Below are 25,939 nucleotides of genomic sequence, written 5' to 3' on the forward strand. Positions count from 1 at the left end.
CTTTAGTCACGGAAGCCACGGTTGCAACAGGTCGTTTATTAACTGTGATAATGAAGAATGTCAGTTTTGCTGCAAAAGCTTCTCTATATCTCCCGCCAGCTTATCTGGCGTGGTTTGCGGTGCATAGCGCTTAAATACGTTACCTTCTCTTGTAATTAAGAATTTAGTGAAATTCCATTTGATCGCTTTGGACCCTAATACCCCCGGAGCTGTTTGGGTCAGGTAGCGAAATAAGGGGTGTGCTTGATCGCCATTGACATCTGTCTTGGCGAACATCGGAAAGGTGACACCATAATTGATCTGGCAAAACTCGGAGATCTCCTCATTGGAACCTGGCTCTTGTTTGGCAAACTGGTTGCTGGGAAATCCCAAAATTTCGAGCCCCTGTTCATGATACTGGTCATATAGCTCTTGTAGCGCTTTGTATTGGGGGGTTAACCCACATTTGCTGGCAGTGTTCACGATAAGCAGAACGTTCCCTTCAAATGTGGATAACGGAATTTGTTTCCCTTGCAGGGTTTGCGCATCATATTCATAAACGGTCATAGCATCTCTCCTCATTCAATATTCAGCAATTAAATTTTAGACAATTTAAAGAAGGGTTGCAAGCCTGGAAAAGCTGTATAAAGCCTTCAGGCGCTGTAAAATCGTATTTTGCTCAAAACAGTAAATCGCACCGCAAATGGAGCGAATTAAGTTGTTTCTTCTTATAAAAGCGGGTTAAATCGGTGTTTAGCTGGTACATATAGCGTATTTTCTTCTCTTTTTACAAAAAAAGGCCAATAACGCTTTACCCTACGCCAATATTGACATGCTTGTCATTTTCAAAAAGGGATGAAAAACAGAGATTAAAGGAGATGTGAGAAGCATAGTTGCATTGTAAGCGTTATTATTAATCTTCTATGCTCTAAAGCCCGATTTATAACCCTGCAGTTGAGCTTTACAGTCTTCCATGCGCGGGTGTATGATTCAAGACGTAATTTCAAATTAACTTGAATGAAGCAACAACGAAATGTCTATAGCGCTGAATTTTGCAGTTGCAAAAGCGGGGGAACCAATCGAGACTGTACGGCTTCGGAAGCCGTGTGTCTCATGGGGTGAATTTTCCGGTCAAGTGCCAGAAATAGGGCGACTCTCACGTCCGAATCCGACAGCTAACCTCGTAAGCGTACAGGGAGAGGCAACAAACCGCCGTGTGCAGCCATGGTTTATTTTATCATGGATATGTCAGAAGCCGGAGGAAAGCCTTTTTCCTTCGGCTTCTTTTTGTTGTCTTTTTATACCGGGAGAGGAGCTACTGATGGAAGGTCGGTTAATTATTGTCACTGCACCGAATGAAGCGGGCAGAAGTTTTGTGAAATTGCTTATTTTCAAAAAATTGGCGTTTGCAGTTCTCACGAATAGCGCCCAGGAGGAACGACAGCTCAAAAAAATGGGTGTGGAGCACATTGTCCGCATCAATACCATGCAAGCGGGAAAATGGAATTTTCCAAAAAAAGAAATTGGTAGTGTGTATTTGTTCGAGAACAGCTTGAATCTGACTTGCCGTTTCCTGCAAATATGTCGACCACTAACATCGGAATCGATCTATGTTATTACACACGGCTGTAATCCACAAGGAATTTATCGGGGATTGGGAGCGGACCATGTGATCTACACATTGAACGGAGAGGTGGGTTTTCTGCTGAACGGATAAGCACTTATGACATAGTTGTTTTATGATTTTATGATGGAATAAGAATGGCGATCTGAGGATCGATACGGAGGGTATAAACATGATGGATATATACATGCTGCTCGTCATGGCTGTGAGTTATGGAGTGATACTGCTGTTTGTACGCTGGTGTGATGCGCAGACCTCTAAAGGAGGACGAAGAGGATGATCGTTATACTCGGGCTTACGGCTATTGTGTTTATGTATTTAATCTACGCACTCCTGAACCCTGAAAAGTTCTAGTCACTTGTAGGGATAGAGCGGGCGAAGAACAACAGATCTGAGCATTAAAGCATCATTGGTAGCAGGTTTTCGCAAACGTGTGCACTTCATAGATGGTCTAATCGGGTCTGTTGTTCCAAACGCAGGAGCATTTTGAAGGAGGAATAGAGGATGGAGCTGCTTCAAATTGGAATTGTGATCGTTATATTGCTGCTCTTGGTAAAGCCAATGGGTACATATATGTATCATGTATTCTCGAATGAACCGAATCGGACGGATCGGATTTTTGGCAGAACAGAAAAGCTGATTTATAAGGTAGTAGGCTTGAAGAAAGTGGAGAGCATGCGTTGGACTACGTATGTTATGAGTTTCATTGCTACGAACGTCGTGCTTGTGGCAATCAGCTACTTGCTGTTGCGTTTACAGGGAATGCTTCCCGGTAATCCGGCTGGAAACAGTAATATGGAAGCATCACTAGCTTTTAATACGGTAATCAGCTTTATGACGAATACGAATCTCCAACATTATAGCGGAGAAAGCGGGCTTACGTATCTGACACAGATGGCGTTCGTCACGATGATGATGTTCACTTCGGCTGCTTCCGGTTTTTCGGTTGCTGCGGCTTTTATGAGAGGATTGACGCGGCGCGGTGAAGGGATGGGCAATTTCTTTCAAGATTTTATTAAAGCTATTATAAGGATTTTCCTGCCGCTGGCCTTTGTGCTTACGCTGGTGCTGGTGGGATTGAAGATACCACAGACGCTACAGCCTACGGCGGATCTTACGACGCTGAGCGGAACACAACAGCAAATTTCTATGGGACCCATTGCTTCTCTGGAGTCCATCAAGCATTTGGGGACGAACGGGGGCGGTTATGCGGGAGCTAACTCTGCGCATCCTTTTGAAAATCCAAGTCCTTGGACGAACGTGCTGGAAATTTTGGCAATGTGGGTAATGCCGGCTTCGTTGCCGTATACCTTTGGATTGTTTGCCCGTAATCGTAAGCAGGGCTGGATTATTTTTAGCTCCATGATGGTATTGTTTCTAATTTTTCTATCCATTACGTATGTGTCTGAGAAGACAGGTAATCCGTTAATCCAGACACTGGGTGTGGATGCTTCTCAGGGAAGCATGGAAGGGAAAGAGGTTCGTTTCGGTATTGGGCAATCGGCTTTATTCACTGCGGTCACAACAGCGGCAACGACAGGTTCGGTCAATAATATGCATGATACACTAACCCCGCTAGGTGGCATGGCTGCTTTGGGAGAAATGATGCTAAACGTCATTTTTGGCGGCAAGGGTGTCGGGCTGATGAATATGCTGATGTATGCGATTCTGGGTGTGTTTATATGCGGACTGATGGTCGGGAGAACTCCGGAATTTATGGGAAGGAAAATTGAAGGCAAGGAAATGAAGCTGATCGCCATTGCCATTTTGGTACATCCGTTTCTCATTCTCGCCCCAACTGCGCTTGCGTTTATGAGTCATTGGGGATATGATGCGGTCACTAACCCTGGCTATCACGGGTTGACTCAGGTGCTCTATGAATATGCGTCATCTGCCGCAAATAATGGTTCGGGGTTTGAAGGTCTTTCAGATAACAACGTATTCTGGAATGTAACAACGGGGATGGTTATGTTCTTCGGGCGATATGTATCTATGATTGCATTGTTGGCTGTGGCGGCTTCGTTGAATGCCAAAGCGCCGACTCCGGTGACGACGGGGACACTGCGCACGGACAACAAGTTATTTGGAGCCATTCTGATCGGAGTCGTGCTGCTGATTGGTGCGTTGACCTTTTTACCTGTCATCGTATTGGGACCTGTTGCTGAATTTTTGACCATGTGAAGAAGAAAATGAGAATGGATGAACGGGGTGTTTGACCATGAAGGAACAACGCAAACACATGCTGGACAGAAGCATCTTGAAGCATGCGATCAAGGATAGCTTTATAAAATTAAATCCGATGATGATGATGAAAAATCCTGTCATGTTCGTCGTGGAGATCGGTACATTGGTCGTGCTGCTAATGTTACTGTTTCCCGGTTATTTTGGAACTGACAAGGAAATAGGCTTTAACCTGGCCGTGTTTGTTATTCTGTTGTTTACGTTGCTTTTTGCCAACTTTGCCGAAGCGCTCGCGGAGGGGCGGGGTAAGGCACAAGCTGCCTCTTTAAAAAAATCCAAGCAGGATACGCAAGCTAACAAGCTCGTCGGAAATGACATTCAGGTGGTTAGCTCAACCGAGTTGCGTAAGGGGGACGTAGTTATTGTCTCCCAGGGTGAAATGATTCCAAGCGATGGTGAGGTCATTGAAGGTTTGGCTTCGGTGGATGAATCTGCAATTACGGGAGAATCGGCTCCGGTCATCAAGGAATCGGGTGGTGATTTTTGCTCGGTAACCGGCGGAACGCGAGTGGTTAGTGACCGGATTAAGGTGCGGATTACGACAGAGCCGGGCGAGACATTTATTGATAAAATGATTTCGCTCGTGGAAGGCGCTCAGCGGCAAAAAACGCCGAATGAGATTGCGCTGAACACTTTGCTGATTAGCTTGACGATTATTTTTCTAATTGTGGTGGTTACGCTAGCGCCGATTGCCCGTCATTTTAACATTGATTTGCCTGTTCCTGTGCTGATTTCGTTGCTAGTCTGTCTGATTCCAACCACGATTGGAGGACTGTTGTCAGCCATCGGGATTGCCGGTATGGACCGGGTCACCCAGTTTAATGTGCTAGCCATGTCAGGCAAGGCGGTAGAAGCTTCTGGGGATATCAACACGATGATTCTGGATAAAACAGGTACAATCACCTTCGGGAACCGGATGGCGAGTGAATTCGTGCCTGTAGAGGGCGTGGAGAAGGCAGAGCTAGTGAAGTGGGCAGCGACTAGCTCTATGAAGGATGAGACGCCAGAGGGTCGCTCGGTTCTCGAGTTGATGCGCAAACAGGAGCATACGTTGGATGAATCCTTGGCGGCAGGTGGAACCTTTATCGAATTCAAGGCGGAGACCCGGATGAGTGGTCTGGATCTGGCCGATGGACGAAAGGTACGCAAGGGCGCAGTGGATTCCGTTCGGCAATGGATCGTATCGCAAAATGGCAGTGTTCCAGCCGATCTGGAGGAAAAAGCGAATCAGGTAGCCTCTGAAGGAGGTACACCGTTGGCAGTCGCGCTAGATGATCAGATATACGGTATTATTTATTTAAAGGATACAGTGAAGCCAGGCATGAAGGAACGGTTTGATCAGCTCCGGGAAATGGGTATCCGTACGATCATGTGTACCGGAGATAATCCGCTGACAGCAGCTACAATTGCTCGAGAAGCGGGTGTGGACGACTTTGTAGCTGAGAGCAAGCCGGAGGACAAAATCGCGGTTATCCGACGTGAGCAGGAACAGGGTAAGCTGGTTGCCATGACTGGAGACGGCACCAATGATGCACCTGCGTTGGCGCAAGCCGATGTAGGTCTTGCCATGAATAGCGGCACAGTCGCGGCCAAAGAAGCGGCTAATATGGTGGACTTGGATTCCGATCCGTCCAAAATTATTGAGGTGGTCGCGATCGGCAAGCAGCTGCTTATGACGCGCGGAGCATTGACAACGTTCAGCATTGCGAACGATGTTGCCAAATATTTTGCCATCATCCCGGCGATGTTCATGCTAGCCATTCCACAAATGGGCGCTTTGAACGTCATGGGGCTTGGCTCCCCGCTGTCGGCTATTTTGTCGGCGTTGATCTTTAACGCGGTTATTATTCCGCTTTTGATTCCGCTGGCCATGAAGGGCGTGAAGTATAAGCCGATGAGCTCGGATCGCCTGCTGGGACGGAATTTGCTGATTTACGGTCTGGGCGGTATGGTCGTACCGTTTGTCGGTATAAAGGCCATTGATTTGCTGGTGCATTTGTGGATTTAGCGCAGAAAGGGTGAACGACATGAGTGGTTTTTATCGGATGATGTCTGGACGCAGATTTGCTGCACACGAAAAAGCTGAATCTGGCGGACAAGGTCATAACAAACATACAGGGACCGGGACTGTGTCGGAAGGAAAACCGGAGAGACAAGAGATGCGAGGAAGTACAGTTATTGGAGTGGCTTTGCGAACTTCGGTGCTGATGATTCTCTTGTGCGGTTTGGCATATCCGCTAGCCAGTACAGGAATAGCGCAGGTTCTGTTTCCGCAGCAAGCAAACGGCAGTATGCTTCGTGACGCGGAGGAGCGGGTGGTCGGCTCCGAACTGATTGGGCAGTCTTTCACTGATTCGGCGTTTTTTCAAGGTCGGGTATCGAGCGTTGATTATAATGGGGTTGGTTCAGGCTCTAGTAACTACGCACCGTCGAATCCGGCCTTGATACAGCGAGTCAAGGACTCTATTGCGGATTGGCAGAAGCATAACCCGGATGTGCCTGTTAGTCAGGTTCCGGTGGACCTGATTACGAACTCCGGCTCCGGTCTGGACCCACACATCTCGCCACAGGCGGCATGGGTGCAAATTCCGCGCATTAGCGGCTTGACGGGTATCCCGCAGGATCAACTGAGAGCACTGGTGCAGGAGCAGACAGAAGGCCGCAACGCCGGCGTGTTCGGCGAGCCGCGTGTCAACGTGCTCAAGCTAAATCTTGCGCTTGAGGCGCAAATGAAGGTAGAGCCTGCCAAGCGTTGAGCATTCTCTATGTATACAGGACAAATAAAATAGGAAACAAAAAAGGTATTTCGCTGCCATTGGGGCAAGTGAGATACCTTTTTAATATATTCATATTTGGCTACCGATTAACCTGAAATCGTTTGGATGATGAGCACTACATTCAAGATAATGATGATAGCGGTCACGATCCAGGTTAGTACTTTTTGCCACATTTTATTTGCGAATTCACCCATAATCTTTTTGTCGCTGGTAAAGAGCAGTAATGGAATGATGGCAAAGGGAAGCTGGATGGATAGGATGACCTGGCTCAGCACAAGCAGTTCCTCCGCACCTTTTTCCCCTGCGATGGCAGTGACGATAACCGCTGGAATGATCGCGATGAGGCGGGTCACCAGACGACGCAACCAAGGTGAAAGACGAAGATTCAAAAAGCCCTCCATCACGATTTGCCCGGCTAAAGTGCCTGTTACGGTCGAGTTTTGACCAGAGGCCAGTAACGCTACCCCAAATAGTATGCTCGCCAGTGTGGTTCCCAGTAGGGGCGAAAGCAGATAGTAGGCATCGCTAATTTCGGCTACATCTGTTCTTCCTGCCGTATGGAATACAGCAGCTGCCACGATCAAGATGGCGGCATTAATAAATAATGCGAACATCAGCGCTATACTGGAATCCCAAGTTGCAAATGTAATAGCTTCCCGTTTACCTGCTGAAGTCTGCTCAAATTTGCGAGTTTGTACAATAGAAGAATGCAGATACAGGTTATGCGGCATTACGGTAGCACCCATAATACCGATAGCAATATACAGCATGCTTGGATTCGTCAAAATTTGCGAGTCTGGTACAAAGCCACCCAATACGCCGCCCCATTCCGGTTGTGCCAAAATGAGATTAATGCCAAAACAGCCGGCAATCGTCGCCATCAGTACAATGACGAGGGTTTCCAATGCCCGAAAGCCTTTGTTTTGCAGCAGTAAAATGAGCATAACATCAAATGCGGTAATGATAACTCCGTATAGTAACGGTAGACCAAACAGCAACTTCAGCGCAATGGCTGAACCGATGACCTCGGCTAAATCCATGGCTGCTATGGCAATTTCGCACAAGAGCCATAAGCCGATCGCGACAGGACGACTGTAGGCATCACGGCACATTTGAGCCAAATCTTTACCTGTGGCAATGCCAAGCTTGCCAGATAAGGCTTGCAGCAGGATGGCCATTAGGTTGGAGATTAGAATGACACTAAGCAGCGTGTAGCCGAATTTTGATCCGCCGGCGATGTCTGTGGCCCAGTTGCCGGGGTCCATATAGCCGACTGCGACCATATAGCCGGGTCCAGCAAAGGCAAGAAACTTCCGAAACCAGGTCCCGTCTTTTGGGACGCTCAAGGAACGATTCACTTCCGACAGTGAAGCGATTTCCGCGAAGTTACCCTTTGTATTTTTCATACGCTTCACCTTCTTTATGGATGTTGAAATATATTATTAGTGACATAACGATTGTGTTATCCCTATTGTACACTCCCAATAGTTTTTGTCTAGTACAACTTTTGTGTGGTCAAGCAAGTTAATCGTATTTTTGAAGCAATATGGCCATCGTATAAGCTGAACCATAGAAAAACCAAGCTATATCGCTCTGAGGGGAGCGGCTTGGTCGTTTTGGATTTTTTAAATTGTTGTCCATCTTCCGGGTGAACGCCCGTTCCATATTTTATCAATTTCCTTCTCATGTGCGACAGGGTTATCCCATCAAATTGGTAGGATTATGAAATGGTCTTACCTTATTCTGTCCCCGAAAATTAAACGACTGGTGGAGATGGTTGTTCAATGTAGACGGCCCAAGTAGGAGCCTATAACATATAGTGTAAACATGGTGGGGTGGAACTAAACGGTAAATGTACTAGTTTACATCCATATTTCAAATGATTCATTTTATGTAGTTCGTTTAAAGTACATACGAGAAGGAAATCATGTATTAACATGACGATAGGTTCCTGCGGAATGCAAAAGATATAGTGAAGGAGAGATGAAAACATGGAAGCATTATACACAGCATCAGCAACGGTACATGGTGGAAGAGACGGTTCAGTCGCTTCATCCGATGGAGTTTTGAAGCATAAGCTCAGCACGCCGAAGGAACTGGGTGGCGCAGGTGGAGAAGCTACGAATCCAGAGCAATTGTTTGCGGCAGGCTATGGTGCCTGCTATGAGAGCGCATTGGCTAATGTGGCCCGGAAGGCTAAGGTGAAGGTGGACAATGTTGAGGTCACTAGCCACGTATCTATCGGCAAGGATCCAAGCGATGGCGGCTTCCAGCTGGCGGTACGTCTGGATGTGAAAATACCCGGTATTGAACGCGCCCTGGCCGAAGATTTGGCACGCCAAGCGCATGATTTTTGTCCGTACTCCAAAGCAACACGCGGTAACATTGATGTCGAGCTTAATGTCATTTGACTGCATTTCTATAACTTCTACACTCTGGCCGCCGATTTATCGGGGGCTTTTGCACATAGATCTTGATTCGCTGAGATTCACGACCATTTGACATCATCGCCAAAATTCATTAAGATGGCTTAGGTGATTCTGGTCATCAGGTACGAAACAAATTTGAAAAATACGGGTGATATGATGTCTTACAGACCGAATATTGTTAATTTCACGCTGGCTGGCAGCAACGAAAAAGAAGGGCTTTATGAGTTTAAAATGAGTTTGGCCGATGGAACGGAGTGCCGCGTTTTTTCTCAACGTCATCCGGAGTGGACCTTGACGAATATTAGTCGACTGCTAACGACGCCTTGCCCGGTATGCCATAAGGATTTTATCTGCAAGTGTATGGATAAGTTCCATGAGGAGTTTTTAGAGCAAATTAATACGAAACAGCTGTTTGAGAAAGCATTGAGCTAGTTTTTCGAACAGGTAAAGACTATACATTTCTAAACAAGCGTCGGATAATTTCGGCGTTTTTTTGTTTATATTCATATGGTTGCGTTGATGGTATTCATGCCGTTGATTTCCCTGGAGGTGAAATGCTATATGAACCAGTCTGATCATGCTCATTCAGATCACTCCATTGTGTTGGTGGATGGGGTATGCCACTTTTGTCAGGGAGCAGTCCGCTTTATTATCAAGCGTGACCCTAAGGGAACATTTCATTTTGGTTCCCTGCAATCCGAGGCAGGACAAGAACTATTACGTGCAGGAGGACTATCTGCGGATCAGCTGGATACGTTCGTGCTGATTGAAGACGGTACGTATTATACAAGGTCCACCGCGGCTTTGCGAATTGCCAAACGTCTTCGTTTTCCATACCCGCTGGCCTATGGTTTCATCCTGGTACCCCGCTTTGTGCGCAACGCAGTCTATAACTGGGTGGCGCGTAACCGATATCGTTGGTTTGGCAAGGATGAAGAGGATCAATGTCTGATCCCCCCACCAGAAATTAGACAACGATTTTTTTAGTTTCTTTTTTAAGTTTCTTTTTTGGAGCGATGTCTACGAATTAGTAAGATCACAGCGATCACGATCAATATCAGGCTCGTAACAGCTACATACATGATATGTCGTACATTGGGCACGTTAACAGACAATTTTAGCTCGTTAGATTCCAATGGAGCAATGTTCCAGTACAGTGTTTTTCCGTCTTCCGACACACGGTCCGCATTATGGGTAGCAGGTTGGATGGGTAAGGATAGGCTGAAGTTAAGATCCAGCTGCCGCTCCAGTAATTTGCGCGCAAACACATTCATTTGCTTAAATTTGTCACTCAGTCCTTGAGCTTCTTCAGGAAGCATCCGTGGTAGATCGAGCTTCATGGTAAGATCAATATTCGTTGTGAAAAAATGTTGGCTCACAGCGCGCTTTATTTCTAATCCCTCAGGTAGATGTAATCCCTGACTGGGATTTTTTTTGTTTGTGCTCCAATCTCCTTGATAATGCCCCTTGATTTGATATCCCTTTCTTCCCTGTTCAGCTAGCGGCTGTACATCTACATTGTTGCTTTGAATACGCTTGACTAATTGATCTAGCACCCCGGGATTGTCCAACATCATCAGTGTCTGGTTGTTTACGCTGAACGTCGCATCCATATCTACACTTTGATCGAGATGAACATCTACATGGATGTCACCTCGAGCACAGGAAGTTAGGGCAAGCAGACAGCATACCAGCATAAAAATGAGCAGTATTTTTCGTATCCGAACTTGCCGACGTTTGTTCCGATATGGGCTGTACCCTATTGGCTTCATGACCTACACCTCTTTATATGTATTCTTTGGTTTAACGATTGGATATCTTCTATATATTACACATTGGGAGAACGAAAATCGAACGGTATAACGAAATACATAAGAAGAATTATATTTCACAAAATGTTTCCCTAGGTAAAAACTTTAGTGTATACTCTAAAATATAGTATTGATAAAAAATAATTGAATCAAGGAAATAGTTTGTCCCAAAACGAAATTCAAAGGAGGATTTTAAAACATGAACAAGCAGTTTAAGAAGGCTTTGCCGCGCTGGGTAACGACAGTTGGAGTATTGTCTCTAGCTCTGGTTCTAGCGACTGCATGTACCGATGCTAAGAAGAAAGAGCAGGGAAGTGCGAGAGAGACGGGACAAAAAGTAAAGGCTACGGCTACCATCGGTATGATCTCTGACATTGTCGGCAAGGTCGGCGGTAATCATGTGGAGGTCACGGGAATTATGAAGTCAGGCGTTGACCCGCATTTGTACAAGGCTTCACAGGGAGATATGCGCAAGCTGGATCAGGCCGATGTTATTTTTTATAACGGGTTGCATCTGGAAGGTAAAATGCAGGACATTCTGGAGAAAATCAGCAAGCAAAAACCCGTCATACCCGTGTCCAAGAACATCACACAGGATCAGTTGCGTGCAGGTAGCCCGGAAATGGGATCTGAGCATGATCCACATATCTGGTTTAACGTACAGAATTGGATGTCTGCGGTAGAAACCGTCAGAGATGAATTGTCGACGCTAGACGCTGTTCATGCGGAGGAATATAAGGCCAACGCAGAAGCCTATCTTACTGAGCTGCGAAAGCTGGATGATTACACGAGAGAGCAGATTGCCAGTATACCGGAAGCCCAGCGCGTGCTTGTCACTGCACATGATGCTTTCGGCTATTTCGGAGATGCCTACCACATTCAAGTGAGAGGACTTCAAGGTATGAGCACAGAATCAGAAGCGGGTTCTCAAGATGTGACCAAGCTGCGAGATTATTTGGTGGAGCATAAAATCAAGGCCATATTCGTAGAATCTAGTGTTCCGAGAAAGGCCATAGATGCGGTTATTCAGGGGGCCGCTCAGCAAGGTCATACAATTGAGGTTGGTGGCGAGCTGTATTCGGATGCCATGGGTGAAGAGGGCACAGAAAATGGAACATATATCGGAATGGTCAAGCATAACGTCAATACGATTGTTAAAGCTCTTAAATAAGGAGGCAGAGATACATGGGGCATTCACCACTTGTCGTTCGTGATTTATCGGTAGCTTATCAAAAAAAGCCCGTTTTGTTCGATGTTTCCTTTGAGGTGCCGGAAGGCAAGCTGATTGGTATTATCGGCCCGAACGGGGCTGGGAAATCTACACTGATCAAGGCAACGCTTGGATTGATTCCAAAGCTTAGGGGCGAGGTGCTAGTTTACGGCAAGCCCTATAAGCAACAGCTGCTTAAGGTTGGCTATGTACCACAGCGGGAGTCGGTGGATTGGGATTTTCCGACGAACGCATTGGATGTGGTTTTGATGGGACGGTATGGCAGATTGGGCTGGTTTAAGCGTCCGGGAGCAGCAGATCGTCAGGCTGCAATGGAGAGTTTGGACAAAGTTGGAATGAGCCAATATGCAGACAGACAGATTAGTCAATTGTCTGGCGGCCAGCAACAACGTGTTTTTTTAGCCAGAGCACTCGCGCAGGACGCTCAGCTTTATTTTATGGATGAACCGTTCGTCGGTGTGGACGCTGCAACGGAAAAAGCCATTATTTCATTGCTCAACGATCTGAAACAGCAGGGTAAAACCGTGCTTGTCGTTCATCATGATTTATCTACAGTCACGGATTATTTTGATCAGGTTATGCTGTTGAACGGGCATCTTATGGCGTTTGGAGAGACGACAGATATTTTTACCGAGGAAAATCTGCAGCGTACGTATGGCGGGCGTCTGAGTATACTCAAAACAGGCCCGGATTCCGGCACGATACTTGGAGTGAGGTGAGCAGTATGACAAGCTTGGCAACGCTTTTGACCGATCCAAACATGCAGTGGATTTTGCTGGGCTGCATTTTGCTCGGTTTAAGCAGCGGGGTGATTGGCAGTTTTATGTATTTGCGCAAGCAGTCGCTCATGGGAGATGCTTTGGCACATGCGGCTTTGCCGGGGGTATGTGTGGCATTTATGATCACAGGTACAAAATCTGTGTTTGGATTTATGATTGGGGCCGCCATTGCAGGGATTGTTGCGACCTTTGCTATCAGTGCGTTAACCCGGTATTCGCGAATTAAAAGCGATTCGGCGATTGCAGCGGTGCTGTCGGTATTTTTTGGCTTTGGCATTATGTTGTTGACCGAAATTCAGCATAGTGGCGCAGGAAACCAAAGCGGATTGGACAAATTTCTATTTGGTCAAGCTGCGGCAATGGTATTGTCTGATGTCTATACGATGGCGGTAATTTCAGTGGTACTCATCGGAATATGTATATTATTTTTCAAGGAATTTAAGTTGCTCAGCTTTGATCCTGGCTTTGCGCGCGGACTTGGTTTTCCGGCAGGTTGGCTGGATAAGTTGTTGATGCTATTGATTGTCATTGCGGTGGTTGCTGGCATTCAGGCCGTGGGAGTCATAATGATGGCTGCCTTGCTGATTACCCCGGCAGTGTCGGCAAGATACTGGACAGAGAAGCTGGGTGTCATGGTGTGTCTATCAGGCTTGTTTGGTGCTATAGCGGGGCTTGGTGGGACGCTCATTAGCTCTCTGGGGCAAAATCTGCCTACAGGACCGTTATGTGTGTTGTGTGCGACTGTGGTGTTTGGAATGAGCTTGATTTTTGCGCCGCAGCGCGGGATGATCTCCAAGGCTATCGTTCGGTTGAACGCCAGGAAAAATCTGGAGCTGACAGTCGGAACACAGCCAAGGGAGGAGCGTGCCCTATGAGTTCATTTTATGTAATTTTGACGGGAATGTTAGTGGCAGGGGGATGTAGTATCGTTGGGTGCTTTCTTGTGCTCCGAAAAATGGCTATGATCGGTGATGCAATCAGTCATGCGGTACTACCGGGGATTGTCATTGCCTTTCTCATTAGCGGATCGAGAGATTCGGTGTGGATGATGTTTGGTGCGGCAGTGCTGGGTCTTCTAACGGTGTATTTGATTCAGCTGTTCCAACAAAGCGGTCTGCAAAGTGATGCTGCCATTGGCGTGGTGTTTACGTCATTGTTTGCTATCGGTGTTTTGCTGATCAGCGTGTTTGCTTCCAATGCCCATCTGGATATGGATCACGTTTTATATGGGGAAATTGCTTATGTGCCGTGGAATACGTTAGAGATAGCCGGCTTTGATGTAGGTCCGAGGGCTGTGTGGATTACGGGTGCGATGTTTTTGATCAATTTGCTCGTGATAGGGGGCTTTTTCAAGCAATTTAAAATTACTTCCTTCGATCCCGCTTTGGCAGCTTCATTAGGCATTCCAGTTGTTTTTTTTCATTATCTGCTGATGAGTCTCGTCTCACTAACGACGGTGGCGTCATTTGAGAGCGTGGGCGCAATTCTGGTGGTTGGCATGCTCGTTGTACCGCCTCTTACCGCTTATTTGCTGACGGAGAAGTTGTCCCGTATGATTGTATACAGTGTCGGACTTGGAGCCATCAGCTCGGTCGCAGGCTTTTACACAGCAAGTGTATTGGATGCTTCTATTGCGGCATGTATGCTGTGTGTATCGGGTGTGTTGCTGCTTTTGGCTTTTCTCTTTTCCCCGTCTCATGGTGTGGTATGGCAAAAGTTAATTCAACAACGGGGGATCGTTGGCGAAGATAGCAAGTGATTGTAGGAAGTGATCCCATATGAGTTACCCAAAATAGCGTGCATTCAGGCATAGGAGACCTGAATGCACGTTTTTTTGCGCTTATGCTACCCTGTGCGGCTTTTTTTGGGGCAAGCTTGATTGATCATCTTGAATTGATTGGGACACGGGAGTACATTCATTACAACCATATAAGATGGACGGAACGAGCGGCTACGCTGTGGGGAGGAACGAAAGTGGAGAGCTTCAAACGTAAATCACCAGAGGAAATACTGGATTCGATTAACAAATTGCATCGAGGCAGACTCAAAATATACATGGGTGCGGTCAGTGGCTCGGGTAAAACGTATCACATGCTGCATGAGGGACGGTCGCTGCAGCATGAAGGTATCGATGTTGTGATTTGTGCGGTATCGACCATGCAGCGGCCTGAGACCGTGGAACAGGTCGGCACGTTGGAGCGAGTGCCTAGTATTCATTGGATAAAAGATGGTGAGGAGCAAAAGGATCTGGATGTGGAAGCTTTGGTGGCACGAAATCCTGAGGTGGTACTGGTGGATCATTTGGCACATCATAACCGGAAAGACGCCCCATTTCCAACACGGCTGGAGGATATTCGGTATTTGCTGGAGCAGGGGATTAGCGTCATTACGACGGTCAATGTTTATGAGCTCGAAGGAATTACGGAGTGGGTATATCAGCTGACAGGCTTTGAAGCGGAATATACGGTTCCGGTTGATACACTGGAGCTGGCGGATGAAATTCGTCTGATTGATGCCACCCCGGAGATGATTTTGGAACGGCTGGCGAAAGGCTACATGCATACGCCCAATCCTGAGATGTTTCACCGGGGAAATCTGGGTAAATTGCGTGAGCTTGCCTTGCGATTGGTAGCAGAGGATGTGAATGATTCGCTGGAACGGCACCGGGAGGAGTTGGGCTTGCACGGGGCGTCAGGAGCCGCAGAGCGTATTTTGGTACCTGTCCAATATCATTGGAATGGGTCCATTTATGTACGCAGGGGGGAACAGGTCGCCAAGCGGTTGGGTGGAGATATGCTAGTAGTCTCCTTTGTCAGCTCGAAGCGCAAGCTGTCCAAGGAATCAGCAGCCTTTAAGCGCTCAATTGAGCAATTGGCCGACAAGATAGGATCAACATTTGAAGAAATCCCGCTTTTTTCCCGCAGAAGGTTGCCTCGCCAACTGATTCATTATGCGGTGACGCACAATGTTACCCGTATTGTTATGGGACATTCTCGGCAGACTCCGTGGCAGGAGCTGATGAAAGGATCGCTGGTGAACGGGATTTTAAAACGAATGAAAAATATGGATCTACTGCTGATTGCGGACCGAGCCGAGCAGGAGGGTGAGCGAATTTTACCAACGATGAGACAGGAGGTAGAAGAGAATGACCCGTATCATCGTTTGAGCGTTGAGGAAGCACAGGCTGAGGCAGCCAAAATCCTGCGAGGCAAGCTCAAGGTATACATTGGCGCTGCTCCGGGGGTCGGCAAAACATACACGATGCTGAGAGAGGGAAACGATCTGCTGGAGAGCGGGATTGATGTGGTTATCGGATTGCTGGAAACGCACGGAAGAGCAGAAACATTGGCCCAGGTAGGCTCTCTGGAGATGATCCCTCGTCAGTCCATTGAGCGTCATGGCGCACACTTGGAAGAAATGGACACCGAAGCTATTCTCAGGCGCAATCCCGAGGTGGTGCTAATTGATGAGCTGGCTCATACCAACGTCCCAGGAAGTCTGAGATCCAAGCGCTATGAGGATGTGCTCGCCATTTTGGAACAAGGGATCTCTGTGATATCCACAATGAATGTACAGCATCTGGAGAGCTTAAATGATGCGGTAGAACAGATTACTGGCATACGAGTGAGAGAGACTGTTCCCGACCATATGATGCGTCTGGCCGATGAAGTGCAGCTTGTTGATATGGCTCCCAAATCGTTGCAGCAGCGTATGCGTGAGGGCAAAATATACGATCCTGCGAAGGTGGAGCAGGCACTTAGCCACTTTTTTAAACTGGGCAATCTGATTGCGTTGCGTGAACTTGCTCTGCGGGAATTGGCAGATGACGTAGATGAGCGGCTAGAATCCTGGGATCGACACGAATCACTTCGGGGACCGTGGCGCAGGGAGGAAGTGATCTTCGTAGGCGTGACGCTAAGCGAAAATGCTGAAAGGTTGATCCGCCGTGGTTTTCGTATCGCCTTTCGGCTAAAGGCTGTGTGGATTGTGACGTATGCTCATGTCGGTGAGTGTATACCCGAGAGACTGAACCCTCGTCTGGAACAACTAAAGTTGCTGACCCACCGACTGGGGGGAACCTTTGAGATGCGGCTTGTTTCCAGCCGACGCGAGATTGCCGACATTTTGATTGCTCCGGTGGAAGGATATTCAGGAACGCAGCTTATCGTGGGGCAGTCTTCCCGAAGTAGCTGTTGGGGTAAGTCTGCGGTTGTGCCGAGGATTCTCCGTCAAGCACGTCATATGGATGTTCTAATTGTGGCGGATTATGATCCGGATATTAAGCTGGAGGTAGATCATTAATTAGCCCAGCAAATTCATAAATAGTCATATGCTGGTTACCGATGGTTCGCTGCTTCCATAGTATATTCTATCTCAAAGAAATGGAGGCGAATTTAAATGTTTAAACATCGTAAGCATCATTGTCATTTTCCAAAGCCAAAAAAACGTGTCTTTAAGAAGATCATTAAGGTGACTGTCATTAAGTTTAAACCTAAATTTGAACGTGATCATCGGAAACATGAAGATTTTGATAAGAAATGTCATTGCCGGAAACGTCATCATCGCCATCATCGCCATCATGACTGTCATCGTCGTCACCACAAATTCTACTAAGATGAAGATGGTAGGAGGCGGGGCTAGACTGCCCGCCTTCTCTTAGTACGAGGATTTTGGAAGATACTTGCACAAAAAATACTTGCTCTAATATAAGCGCTATGCTATTCTACCAGTAAATAGATTGCACGTGACGGAAGCACCGTTCACCAACCGTATGTACTTACGGATGGATGAACGGTGCTTTTTTGCGTTGTTGTGTTAGGGAAGGGATGAGCATTATGATTCCAGTGAAAGTGGTATTAGCCGTAGAAGGTCGGGATTATATTGAGCCGCTGCTGAATTATGTTCACGTAAGCGAGTATGCTAGAAGGCTGAGAATAACGGCTTTTTCGCAACCGGAGGCATTTCATCAATACATGATGGAAACCAGCGGAATGAAAAGACCGGATGTGGTGGTTGGTGAAACTCCCTTTTTGAATCTATGGACAGACAGGGAAGCTGCTGATATTCCTTGTTTGGTATTGCATGAGGGAGAACAAGTGAGCGAATATGGACAGCCTTTATTAAAATATCAGCCTTTATCTGAACTGGTCGGTTTTATTTTGGAAACGGCGAGACAGAAGTCAAATGGTCGGAAAAGTGTAAACAGCCGGGAAGGTGGGATGATTATCGGCATGGTAGCAGCTTCCGGAGGACTGGGCAAGACAACGGCCGCACTCAATATGTCCAAACAGCTGGGGAATGAGGGATATTCGGTATTCTATCTGAATCTGGAGACGGTGGATTCAAGCTCATTATTCACTGGTTCAGGCAGTGCTAGCGGAGCAGAAGGAGAAGGGCTGTCCAGGCTGCTCTATGATCTCAAGGCAGAAGGGAGTGAGGAGACTCCGTTATCCATTGCTTCCTATTGTGTTCGTCGCCCTGAAATTCAGGCGGATACTTTTCAGCCTGTCTATAATCGCAAGGAGCTGACGGATATGACTTGTGATGAAGCGAAAGAGCTGATTCGAACAGTTGCCGAAAGTGGACAGTATGATGTAGTGATCGTAGATGGCGATTCTGAAAAAGGTGATCGGGCTCAAGCCGTGCTTGAAGCTAGTCATAAGCTGATTTGGCTGCTGGCAGACGATTTAATGAGCATGCACAAGTGCGGATTATGGCTGGATGTTTTAGAAACCACGCGGCCTGAAGGGCTTGAAGACATGATATGCAAAACCAGCTTTGTGGTGAACCGCTATATGGGAACTATGATCAACTCGTTACCTCGTGACTTCATGGAGCTAAACGGAGCGTTACCCTATATACCTTCATGGAAACAGATGCAGCACCGTGAGCTGCTGCTAAGTTCACCAATTTATCAGCGGGAAATTCGTCATCTATGCCGCGAGCTGCTGAATGTGGACGGTGTAACACATCCGGCCACCGTTTGGTCTTAAAAGGGGCTGATGAACATGAATGAGGGACGATTTAAGGCATTGCGAGCAGATATCCGAAACGGGCTGGACGTAACGTCTTCGGTAAAGGATGCAGATCTGGTACGGCATATTGAAAATCGAATTTTACACGATGTAGAGCTGGTGGGCTTAACTTCCCGTGAGAAGCACGCACTTGTCCGCAAGATTTTTAACTCTTTCCGTGGGCTGGACGTACTCCAGCCATTGATTGACGACCCGACCGTTACGGAAATTATGATCAACAGTCACCGGGAAATCTTTGTGGAGCGGGCTGGTGAGGTGATGCAGGTATCCGATCAATTTGAATCCCGCGAGCGACTGGAGGATTTAATCCAGACGATTGTAGCCGGGGTGAATCGAATTGTGAATGAGGCTTCCCCCATTGTGGATGCCCGATTAAAGGATGGATCACGCGTAAATATTGTGCTACCTCCGGTTGCTCTCAAGGGTCCGACGATGACCATACGGAAGTTTCCCGAGCGTCCTATGACGATGGATGACTTGATACGAATGGGTGCGCTGGATGCAGAAGCCGCTGCTATGCTCAAGGACTTGGTACGTAGCAAGTACAACATTTTTATAAGCGGAGGAACGGGTTCTGGTAAAACAACTTTTCTGAATGCATTATCCCAATTTATCCCGCCATCTGAACGGATTATTACCATTGAAGATTCAGCAGAGCTGCAAATTGTGACGGTCCCTAATCTGGTTTCCATGGAAACACGGAATGCGAACACCGAGGGGAAGGGAGAAATCACAATTCGTGATCTGATTCGTTCCTCCCTGCGTATGCGGCCCAACCGCATTGTGGTGGGTGAGGTCCGGGGGAGTGAGGCATTGGATATGCTGCAAGCGATGAACACAGGACACGATGGATCGCTGTCAACTGGCCACGCAAATAATATCCGCGATATGGTCAGCCGGCTGGAAACGATGGTGCTGGGAGGGGCAGAGCTTCCGCTTGGAGTAGTACGACAGCAGATCAGCTCGGCTATTGATATATTTGTTCATCTGTCACGGATGCGCGACAAATCCAGACGAGTGCTGGAAATTAGCGAAGTGATTGGTTTTGAAAAGGGTGAGGTGACGCTTAACCCCCTTTATCGGTTTCAGGAGCGAGGAGAAAGCAAGGGGCGAATCGTAGGAGGTCTGGAACGTTGTGGCGAGGGTCTGCAACATACTTTGAAGCTGCAAATGGCCGGGATCAATCCGGAAAACTGGCACAGGGGAGGCGTATCAGCGTGAAGTCAGGAAAAACGGCGGCCAAGCAAGTATCACGTGAGGCCCCTTCTCTGCCAGATTATACGGTGTATACATTATCGACAGTCCAAAAAAGTCTGTGCATATTCTTTAGTGGCGTGTTGTTCGCGATGATCGGTTATCTATTTTATCACCAATGGATATTATCGTTGCTGTGCGCTGCCGGGGCTGGGGTGATGCCTCGTTATTTTAGGCAATTTTTGCTGCAAAGACGCAGGTCTGCCCTAAGCATCCAATTCAAACAGGCTTTATATTCGCTCTCGTCTTCTCTTTCAGCGGGAAGGTCGGTGGAGAATGGTTTTCGTGAGGCTGTAGAGGATTTGAGATTGCTTAGTCCAGATGGAGATCACGACCTGATTTTTGAATTTAACATCATTACCGCCTGTATCGAAATCGGACAGCCTGTAGAAACCGCTTTGCAGGATTTGGCCCGTCGGGCCCAGATGGAGGATATTACTAATTTTGCGGATGTATTTGCGGCTTGCAAACGAACCGGAGGTGATCTGGTGGAAGTCGTAAGACGAGCTTCAAGTGTCATTGGTGAGAAGCTGGAAATTCAGCAGGAGATCGGTGTAATGATTGCGCAGAAACGTTTTGAATCGAGGGTTATGTTTGCGGCGCCTTTTTTGTTTGTATTGTTTATGACCATGACAGCGGGTGATTACATGATGCCCTTATACAGCGGTACAGGTATGATTTTATCAACCTTTTGTTTATTGGTGCTTGGTGGGTGTCTCGTGTGGATCAACCACATTATGAAGATTGAAGTGTAAGGAGAGATGGGTGTGGTGATGTTGATTTGTCTGGTCATGCTGGTTCTGCAAGTGGGAGGTTGGGTGGTGCTGAACCAGATGCACGGTGCTAAGTATGCGCATTTTCGCCATATGAAGTTGGAGGGACTGCGGCTGCAAAGACTTTCAGTCCCATTTGTACACATGATTCATGCTTCACGTGCTACTCATAGACTGCCTTTGCTAATGTTCAAGCTCCAGCGTTCGGTGCAAAAGCTGTATGGTATGCGTAACAGCGGAGAAAAAACGATGCTTTTTCTGGCAGAAATGTTGGGTTACGGATATATGATGGCTGCTGGTGGAGCTATAATATCGCTTTTGCTGGGTGGGGATGCGACCGGGCTGGTGCTCGGATTGGGACTTGGTCTTCTGGTACCCATCGCGCTGATCAAGGATTTGCACGGGAAAGTACAGAAGCGGGATCAGCAAATTTTAATGGAACTGCCTGAACTGTTGAGTAAAATGATGCTTTTAGTAGGTGCAGGTGAGACGGTACAACGGGCATTGCTACATTGCGTGGAACGTAAAGGGGCGGATACGGAACATCCGTTGTATCGAGAACTGAGGCAGACGGTGGCAGAATGGGAAAGCGGCTTTTCCTTTCAACAGGCATTTGAGCACCTGAGCAAACGTTGTGGTATTCAGGAAATGACAGTATTTACGACGACAGTTTTGTTGAATATGAGGCGCGGCGGGAGCGATTTCGTGATGGCTTTACGTGAGTTGTCCCAGACGTTATGGGGCAAGCGGACTTCAATTAGCCGCACAAGAGGGGAGCAGGCTTCATCTAAGCTGGTATTCCCGATGGCGCTGATTTTGCTAACGGTAATTGTGCTGGTGGGCGCTCCGGCTTTAATGATGATGAATATGTAGGAGGAATACAACGATGATGACATTAGTAACAGGCAGTATTCGTAAATTGTACAAGGATGAGGATGGTCTGGGTACGTTAGAAATGATCCTGATCATTGCCATTCTGATTGCGGTGGCAATTATTTTTAAGGATCAGATCAAGAAAATTGTAGAAGGGCTTTTGAAAAAGGCGGATAAAAAAAGTAACGATTTTATGGATTCATAATGCTGCGCAAATTAGCACAAAAAGAGGACGGGAGCTTCTCCTTGGAAGCTTCCCTCGTCTTTCCCATTCTACTGCTGGTCATTTTTGTGATGTTATTTTTTTGCCTGTACATATATCAAAAGTCTATATTGGTGCAGGTCGCTGCTACTGCTTCAGAAAGGGCCGCTTACAGTTGGGATAACAGCTTCAAGGACCCACGTACGGGAGCATTTACACAGGGGCAACGAGATTCTCTCTATTGGCGCTTGAAGGATGATGTTATGCTCGGAGCCCTGTTTGGCTGGACCGGAGCCAACAATCAGGAAAGTGTACAGGTTCCAGGCGGCAATGGGGGAGGCTCGTTACCTGCTCAAAAGCTGTCCAATGCAGAAAATAATATGCCTGCGGGCATGCAGGGGCAGATGACATATGAGAACAGTATGATTCACCGTAAGGTGACCACAAAGTTAAATAAAATCGTGAAGGTACCTTTGCTGAATCAGTTTTTAGATCAGACAGATTTTCAAGGGAAAATGAGCTCTGGCGTGGTCGAACCTGTGGAATGGATTCGTACGGTGGAGTTGGTCCGTTATTATGGTGCGAAGTTTATGGGCAGAGGATCAGGTGAAAAGGTAGATTCGGCAGTTGTAGGCAAAGTATTGATGCAATATGGTCAAAATGGTCAGTGAGAAGTAAGGAATAGGAATGTAACTGGGAAGGAGGAAGCGGGTGTTTGGTAAGGGTCACAATACAAAGGACGGGGAATCAGGTGCTGTCACGGTCTTTTTAATTCTGATTTTGGCGGTCATGTTCGGTTTTATTGCTGTATTTATTGATTACGCGAGAATTGCTGCACTGCATGTGCAGACCGAACGGCTGACCCATGCGGCGGTTCGTTCAGTGATGTCTGCTTATGATCCGACATTACAACAGGAGTACGGTTTGTTTGCTTATGGCGAAGGCGGCGGAGAACAAATTATGGTCAAAGTGCTGAATGATAGCGCGCGGCGTACGGCACGCGCAGAAACGCTACCGCTTATGAATATGAAGCTGGATTCTAGTTCCCTGCAAATGGAAAGGGAGCTTGGTAAATATGCCATATTTAACAAGCAGATCCGTGAAGAGATGAAGTATAAAGCACCTGTCGATTTTACGTTTGAAGTGCTCGAAAAGCTGAAGCCGCTCTCTCAAAATATGAAAGAGGCTTCTCATACGGTAGATTTGCTGAAACGGCTGCAAAAGCTATACGACAGACGAGAGGCCAAACTGGATGACATGCTGGAGAAGCAGCGTAAAGCAGGAGCTTATATGGAAGAGGTTCGCAAGCGGATTATTAAACAGAGGGGCACCTATATGCCCAATCAGTATATATGGGACCCGCTTGAGGTTGTAGCCGATATTGCCGCTCAATATAAGCATTACGTACATGTATATGAAGACAATAAGAAGAGTGTGGACGACGTTAAAATCATGCAGATGGAAAAGTATGCACGTAGAGCGAGGGCAGCGCTTGATCGCCTGCGTCAGATCATGGTTCAGGCTGGGGAAGAACATGATAAGTTGCTTCTGGAAGCCAAGGAACCGTTAAATGAGGCCCAACAGATTAATGAAGAGATGCGCAAAGTCATTGCCCAATATAAGCAGAGGGCGGCCAATGCAGGCTACGATGAGGTTTCAGCAGCCCCTACTCCAAGCGGGACAGGCTCCAACGCAGATCCTTCGGTAGGAAGCGCACGGCAAAAAGCAGAGGATTTGTTGATTCCAGACAAGGAATTTGAGCAATGGGAAGCAGAAATTGAAAAGCAACGGACTTCTATAAATACTGCTAACAATAGAATAACGAGTATGATGCGTACGTTATCCTTTTATACAGATCCATTTTTGAATGCAGACATGCTCAAGCAAGAAGTCGCTTCTACGCTTAAGGAGATAGATAAATACTTAAATGCGTATGCTTGGGCGGGACCCGCCAATGTGCTCGACGGTGAAGCCAGGACGATGGATACGCGACGCGGCCCGGACAAAGAACGCAAGAAAATGGAAAAAGAGGCGAAAAACAAACTCAAACAAGCCTATCGGATTATTGAGGTTCTATCCAAGGGTAAACAAAGTGCAGAACAATTCCAAAATCTGGAGCAGTATTACAATGAAAGTATTTCGTTTAACCAGTCTACATCCAGTCCATCTGTATCCGCTGATTTGTCCTATGACACCTATGATGCAGCAGGATCTTCCATGGATAGTATGGATGGTCTATACGGTGCGGCATCCAATTTACTGACTCAACTGGGAGACGAGTTTTACCAGAATGAATACGCGCTTTCTTACTTCCATCATGTGGATTTTAGTCGTTTTGGCAGTTTGGCCGGATCGGGTGGAAATGTGGGAAATGCTGCACAGATTTTGGGAGATCAGCTGGAGGTAAATAATCAGGAAGTTGAGTACATCTTGTATGGGTTCCATAATCCGACGGGTAATCTGGCATCCGCCTATGGAGAAATTTTTGCTATGAGACTTGCCATTCGAACAATGGAGGGATTGGTTAAGAACAGCTCAAAAGGTAATCCGCTGGTCGTTTTGGCGGCAGCTTTGTTATATGGAGTAGAAAAAGCGATAGAAGACATGATTATGCTGGCACAAAAGGGGGACGTGCCATTGTCTGATTTTCTGAAATTTCGAATGACATACAAGGATCATTTGCGATTGTTCCTGATGCTCCATAGCAATAATGAACGAAAAATGTCCCGTATGCTGGCTCTGATCCGTCTGAATACAGATGTCAATCCTGCTGAGCGGCAAACGTATGCAACGGGTGAGGTCAAGAATGGGATGAGGCTGTGGTTTCTACCTGGGGTAATGAAGATGCTCGGGACCGCCTCAAAAGAAGGCGAGAGTATTAAGGGAAGTGTGTACTATGTCACGAAAACAGCGCATTTTTCCTATTAATCGGTGTTTACGGAAAGTTTGTGGGCAAAAGCAATGTGAACAAGGAAGTATTGTTTTAGAAGCGTCATTGGTGTTGCCAATGTTTCTGTTTTTTATTATTTTTCTCATTTATATGGTTCAGATGACACTGGTATCTACAGCGTTGCAGACCACCGCTTCAGAAGCGGTTAAACAGGTTTCGGCTAAAATCTACCCAGTTTCTCTAGCCGTGGAGGCGGCGTCCGCAAAAATAGATGCAGTGCGTGAACCGCTGGATGAACTGCCCAAGTTATCTGTGAGTGAATATGCAAGCCAATTCGCTGCCCAGTTGCCACCTCCAATTGGTGATTGGGTAGAAAGCGCTGTTCAGGGCGGTCAAAAGCCGATGGAGGAACTGCGGGGGCGATTTACGGAAGCTGCACTCGATCCTGTTTTGAAGCCGATGCTAAAGCCTTTTATGGAGGAAAGCATTCTGGAATATGACCGTATTCATATAACGAGCGTACATGTACCTGCTCTTACAGGAACTAAGGACCCTTATTTTAGAGTAGAACTGTCGTATGAACTGCCGATGAAGGTTCCTTTTCTGTATCGCAGCATTGTGCTTCAGGCGGCAGCTGAGGAACGTCTTTGGATTGGCGACACAGGGGAAGGAGCAGGTACAGGAAATGCGACGGGGGACAAGGATGCGGAGCATTCCATACAGTTGCTCGTTAAGCCTGAACCTGCTGTGAAGGGTGTGTACAATTTAATCAAGGCCAAGGTTGAGCCTGGGACGACTGCTAACCTTTCTGTGCTTTATAAGTCGGGTGAAAGCACAGCTCAGCACTTGGGCTGGACCTCTGCCAACGCGGACGGGATTATAGAATGGAACTGGTTTGTGGGAACGAACACAACACCTGGTCAATGGAGCTTTGTAATTGAAACAGAGGTTGGTCAACGTATAGAAGTTCCGTTTACCGTGGAAAAGCCAGCTGATGGATAGGATGGATATAGACTTGTAGGGATAGCTACGATGGAAAAT

General features: G+C 47.0%; 24 protein-coding genes and 1 riboswitch. Of the genes, 21 read left to right on the top strand and 3 right to left on the bottom strand.

The annotated features are described in order from the left end of the window. Nucleotides 1–60: 60 nt before the first annotated feature. Nucleotides 61–546, bottom strand: coding sequence for a glutathione peroxidase (locus tag MLD56_RS06830; protein WP_029516350.1), 486 nt, complete (start codon nt 544–546; stop codon nt 61–63). A 466-nt stretch (nt 547–1,012) separates the two neighbouring features. Then, nucleotides 1,013–1,185: riboswitch (cyclic di-AMP (ydaO/yuaA leader) on the top strand. A gap of 115 nt (nt 1,186–1,300) precedes the next feature. Here MLD56_RS06830 and MLD56_RS06835 point away from each other — a divergent pair. The 5 genes from MLD56_RS06835 to kdpC all read left to right on the top strand — a co-directional run bounded on the left by MLD56_RS06835 (nt 1,301) and on the right by kdpC (nt 6,600). Further along, nucleotides 1,301–1,696 (top strand): hypothetical protein, encoded by a 396-nt coding sequence (locus MLD56_RS06835; RefSeq protein ID WP_023987603.1) that lies wholly within the window; start codon nt 1,301–1,303, stop codon nt 1,694–1,696. 183 nt (nt 1,697–1,879) lie between these two features. Continuing rightward, a complete protein-coding gene (locus MLD56_RS26100) occupies nt 1,880–1,957 on the top strand; it encodes a potassium-transporting ATPase subunit F (RefSeq protein WP_071559652.1) in 78 nt (25 codons plus the stop codon). A gap of 150 nt (nt 1,958–2,107) precedes the next feature. Continuing rightward, entirely contained in the window at nt 2,108–3,784 is a 1,677-nt protein-coding gene (gene kdpA / locus MLD56_RS06840; protein WP_029516351.1) for a potassium-transporting ATPase subunit KdpA, read from the top strand. A 37-nt stretch (nt 3,785–3,821) separates the two neighbouring features. Further along, entirely contained in the window at nt 3,822–5,852 is a 2,031-nt protein-coding gene (kdpB, locus tag MLD56_RS06845; RefSeq protein WP_029516352.1) for a potassium-transporting ATPase subunit KdpB, read from the top strand. A gap of 19 nt (nt 5,853–5,871) precedes the next feature. Then, nucleotides 5,872–6,600 carry a potassium-transporting ATPase subunit KdpC gene (kdpC, locus tag MLD56_RS06850; protein WP_029516353.1) on the top strand — a complete coding sequence of 243 codons (729 nt, stop codon included), beginning with the start codon at nt 5,872–5,874 and terminating at the stop codon, nt 6,598–6,600. Between the two features lie 107 nt (nt 6,601–6,707). Here the strand turns inward: kdpC and MLD56_RS06855 are convergent, their stop codons facing one another. Further along, the gene (locus MLD56_RS06855; protein ID WP_029516354.1) at nt 6,708–8,027 is read right to left on the bottom strand and encodes an Nramp family divalent metal transporter; all 1,320 of its coding nucleotides are present in this window, start codon (nt 8,025–8,027) and stop codon (nt 6,708–6,710) included. A gap of 585 nt (nt 8,028–8,612) precedes the next feature. Between MLD56_RS06855 and MLD56_RS06860 the strand changes: the two genes are divergently transcribed. From MLD56_RS06860 to MLD56_RS06870, 3 genes are all read left to right on the top strand, one after another. After that, a complete protein-coding gene (locus MLD56_RS06860; RefSeq protein WP_029516355.1) occupies nt 8,613–9,032 on the top strand; it encodes an organic hydroperoxide resistance protein in 420 nt (139 codons plus the stop codon). Between the two features lie 123 nt (nt 9,033–9,155). Then, nucleotides 9,156–9,482: a hypothetical protein gene (locus tag MLD56_RS06865; RefSeq protein ID WP_013309265.1), complete on the top strand. Its 327-nt coding sequence runs from the start codon at nt 9,156–9,158 to the stop codon at nt 9,480–9,482. Nucleotides 9,483–9,611: 129 nt separating this feature from the next. After that, complete coding sequence (locus tag MLD56_RS06870) at nt 9,612–10,037, top strand: thiol-disulfide oxidoreductase DCC family protein (protein ID WP_029516356.1); 426 nt, start codon at nt 9,612–9,614, stop codon at nt 10,035–10,037. An 8-nt stretch (nt 10,038–10,045) separates the two neighbouring features. Here MLD56_RS06870 and MLD56_RS06875 read toward each other — a convergent pair whose 3' ends face one another. Next, the gene (locus MLD56_RS06875) at nt 10,046–10,822 is read right to left on the bottom strand and encodes a DUF3153 domain-containing protein (protein WP_049816931.1); all 777 of its coding nucleotides are present in this window, start codon (nt 10,820–10,822) and stop codon (nt 10,046–10,048) included. Between the two features lie 238 nt (nt 10,823–11,060). Here MLD56_RS06875 and MLD56_RS06880 point away from each other — a divergent pair, with 238 nt between their 5' ends. From MLD56_RS06880 to MLD56_RS06940, 13 genes are all read left to right on the top strand, one after another. Beyond that, the gene (locus tag MLD56_RS06880; RefSeq protein WP_029516357.1) at nt 11,061–12,032 is read left to right on the top strand and encodes a metal ABC transporter solute-binding protein, Zn/Mn family; all 972 of its coding nucleotides are present in this window, start codon (nt 11,061–11,063) and stop codon (nt 12,030–12,032) included. 14 nt (nt 12,033–12,046) lie between these two features. Next, nucleotides 12,047–12,811 (top strand): metal ABC transporter ATP-binding protein, encoded by a 765-nt coding sequence (locus MLD56_RS06885; RefSeq protein WP_029516358.1) that lies wholly within the window; start codon nt 12,047–12,049, stop codon nt 12,809–12,811. Nucleotides 12,812–12,816: 5 nt separating this feature from the next. Continuing rightward, nucleotides 12,817–13,746: a metal ABC transporter permease gene (locus MLD56_RS06890; RefSeq protein WP_029516359.1), complete on the top strand. Its 930-nt coding sequence runs from the start codon at nt 12,817–12,819 to the stop codon at nt 13,744–13,746. Further along, nucleotides 13,743–14,630 carry a metal ABC transporter permease gene (locus MLD56_RS06895; RefSeq protein ID WP_029516360.1) on the top strand — a complete coding sequence of 296 codons (888 nt, stop codon included), beginning with the start codon at nt 13,743–13,745 and terminating at the stop codon, nt 14,628–14,630. Before MLD56_RS06890 ends, MLD56_RS06895 begins: the two co-directional genes overlap by 4 nt. Before the next feature lie 215 nt (nt 14,631–14,845). Beyond that, nucleotides 14,846–17,173 carry a histidine kinase gene (locus tag MLD56_RS06900; RefSeq protein ID WP_029516361.1) on the top strand — a complete coding sequence of 776 codons (2,328 nt, stop codon included), beginning with the start codon at nt 14,846–14,848 and terminating at the stop codon, nt 17,171–17,173. 533 nt (nt 17,174–17,706) lie between these two features. Next, nucleotides 17,707–18,864, top strand: a complete 1,158-nt coding sequence (locus tag MLD56_RS06905) for a P-loop NTPase family protein (RefSeq protein ID WP_029516363.1) — start codon at nt 17,707–17,709, stop codon at nt 18,862–18,864. 15 nt (nt 18,865–18,879) lie between these two features. After that, complete coding sequence (locus tag MLD56_RS06910) at nt 18,880–20,127, top strand: TadA family conjugal transfer-associated ATPase (RefSeq protein ID WP_029516364.1); 1,248 nt, start codon at nt 18,880–18,882, stop codon at nt 20,125–20,127. Continuing rightward, entirely contained in the window at nt 20,124–20,915 is a 792-nt protein-coding gene (locus MLD56_RS06915) for a type II secretion system F family protein (RefSeq protein WP_029516365.1), read from the top strand. The genes MLD56_RS06910 and MLD56_RS06915 overlap by 4 nt, the downstream gene beginning before the upstream one ends. A 6-nt stretch (nt 20,916–20,921) precedes the next feature. Beyond that, nucleotides 20,922–21,806, top strand: a complete 885-nt coding sequence (locus MLD56_RS06920) for a type II secretion system F family protein (protein ID WP_080658600.1) — start codon at nt 20,922–20,924, stop codon at nt 21,804–21,806. A 13-nt stretch (nt 21,807–21,819) separates the two neighbouring features. Continuing rightward, nucleotides 21,820–22,011, top strand: coding sequence for a Flp1 family type IVb pilin (locus MLD56_RS06925; protein WP_013309278.1), 192 nt, complete (start codon nt 21,820–21,822; stop codon nt 22,009–22,011). Beyond that, a complete protein-coding gene (locus MLD56_RS06930) occupies nt 22,011–22,679 on the top strand; it encodes a TadE family protein (protein ID WP_029516367.1) in 669 nt (222 codons plus the stop codon). Before MLD56_RS06925 ends, MLD56_RS06930 begins: the two co-directional genes overlap by 1 nt. A gap of 40 nt (nt 22,680–22,719) precedes the next feature. Continuing rightward, nucleotides 22,720–24,936, top strand: coding sequence for a DUF5702 domain-containing protein (locus MLD56_RS06935; RefSeq protein WP_029516368.1), 2,217 nt, complete (start codon nt 22,720–22,722; stop codon nt 24,934–24,936). After that, nucleotides 24,905–25,900: a TadE/TadG family type IV pilus assembly protein gene (locus MLD56_RS06940; RefSeq protein ID WP_029516369.1), complete on the top strand. Its 996-nt coding sequence runs from the start codon at nt 24,905–24,907 to the stop codon at nt 25,898–25,900. Before MLD56_RS06935 ends, MLD56_RS06940 begins: the two co-directional genes overlap by 32 nt. The last annotated feature ends 39 nt before the right edge of the window (nt 25,901–25,939 follow it).

It is taken from the genome of Paenibacillus peoriae, from assembly GCF_022531965.1.
Taxonomy (GTDB): Bacteria; Bacillota; Bacilli; order Paenibacillales; family Paenibacillaceae; genus Paenibacillus; species Paenibacillus polymyxa_D.